Raw genomic sequence first — 1,506 nt, forward strand, 5'->3', positions numbered from 1 at the left:
TGAAGTGCCATAGAAAAGTTAGACATTTTATAAAATCTTAAATAGTTGCCATTACACGATCTCTATATTTTACAGGGGTCGTGTAATTTAGTTTATTGGACCGTCTGATGTTGTTAAACCAATATATGTAATTTTTAAGTGCTTGTTGGGCTTCCTCCAAAGAGTGAAGTCTAACTCGATTTAGCTTCTCACGTTTCATTAAGTTGAATATAGTTTCACCCGGTGCGTTATCGTAACAGTTTCCCTTTCTGGACATGCTTTGAACTAGTCCCATATCCTCCAAGCGGGCTTGGTAGGCTTTACTTTGATACTGAATACCTTGATCAGAATGGATAACTGGGTGGGAGTAAGCCGGTAATTTGGTTTCCAATTCATCCAGCATACCCAATACTAAATCCGTGTTGGGGGAGTAGCTGGCAGTACATGCAAGGATCTCCAAAGAAGCCTCGTCCACTACAGGAGAGATATAAACTTTCTTGCCGTTAGTTAGTATATATTCCGTAATGTCGGTATGGAGAACATGATACGGCCTTTCTTCGTCAAAGTGCTGCTGGAGTATATTATCAGCTACTTTGCCTACAGTACCTTTGTAGGAGCTGTATTTCGCAGTTCTCTTGTGGTACAGCTCGGTCTTCAACCCGATGCTTCGCATCAGCTTACGTACTGTTTCCATCGCCAATTTAACGCCCTTGTCGCGCAGTGCAGCCCACATTGGACGATAGCCATACGTGCCTTGGCCTTCGTTGTAGTAAATGTCTTTGATAAGCTCTTTTACTTCGGCGTACTTATCCTTCTTAGCGATTCTTTTAAGATTGTCGTAATAAGTCTTACGATTGAGATTAAGAGCTTTAAACAGCTGTTTTAACTGAAATTCTGGGTGGTCTGCCCGAATATCACAAGCTATCTGTGTCTTTTGTCGATTGGAAAGCTCGGATACCGGGCGGCCACTTTTTTTGCGATGATGAGCTCCAATTCTAATTCTTTGATTTTGGCATCTTTTTCCTGAAGTATGGCCTCATATTTCTGCTTATCAGTTAGAGTTTCTGTTCGCTTATTGCGCTTGACTTTCGCAGTCTTCTTGCTCTTCTTAGGCATTTTAGCAGGTCTACCTTTCTTGACAGGAAGGAGCGATTCTGGGCCGTCTTGCTGGAACTTCTTAGTCCATGAATAGACTTGTGACGGGTTGATATTGAATCTAGCCGCTACCCTTCTTACTCCTTCATCGGATTTTAGATAGTAGCTTACCACATCCAGCTTAAAGTCAACAGAATATTTTCTTTTGGTTCGCTTAACTTTTAAGCTTTCCAAGCCATTGAGTTCGGCAATATTCACCCACGTACGAATTAGAGATGGATTGATATTATACTTTTTGCTTAATCCCTTGTATGATCCTCTGCCATTAAGATAATCGGAAGCAACTTGTACTTTTAATTCGGATGAATATTTGGTCATAAAGATACCCCACAATCGTTAGATGTCTATGTCTAACAATTGTAGGGCACTTCA

Annotated in this window: 1 protein-coding gene; it reads right to left on the reverse strand. The window is 41.0% G+C overall.

Features of this window, described 5'->3' with window-relative positions:
- Positions 1 to 37: 37 nt before the first annotated feature.
- Positions 38 to 1,452, reverse strand: a protein-coding gene (locus tag FYJ62_RS10465) for an IS3 family transposase (protein WP_154549572.1) whose coding sequence is annotated in 2 segments (ribosomal slippage) — positions 38 to 957 and positions 957 to 1,452 — 1,416 coding nt in all. Because the reading frame shifts where the segments join, the coding sequence is not laid out codon by codon here.
- Positions 1,453 to 1,506: the final 54 nt, after the last annotated feature.

It is taken from the genome of Lactobacillus porci (genome assembly GCF_009695985.1).
Classification (GTDB): domain Bacteria; phylum Bacillota; class Bacilli; order Lactobacillales; family Lactobacillaceae; genus Lactobacillus; species Lactobacillus absianus.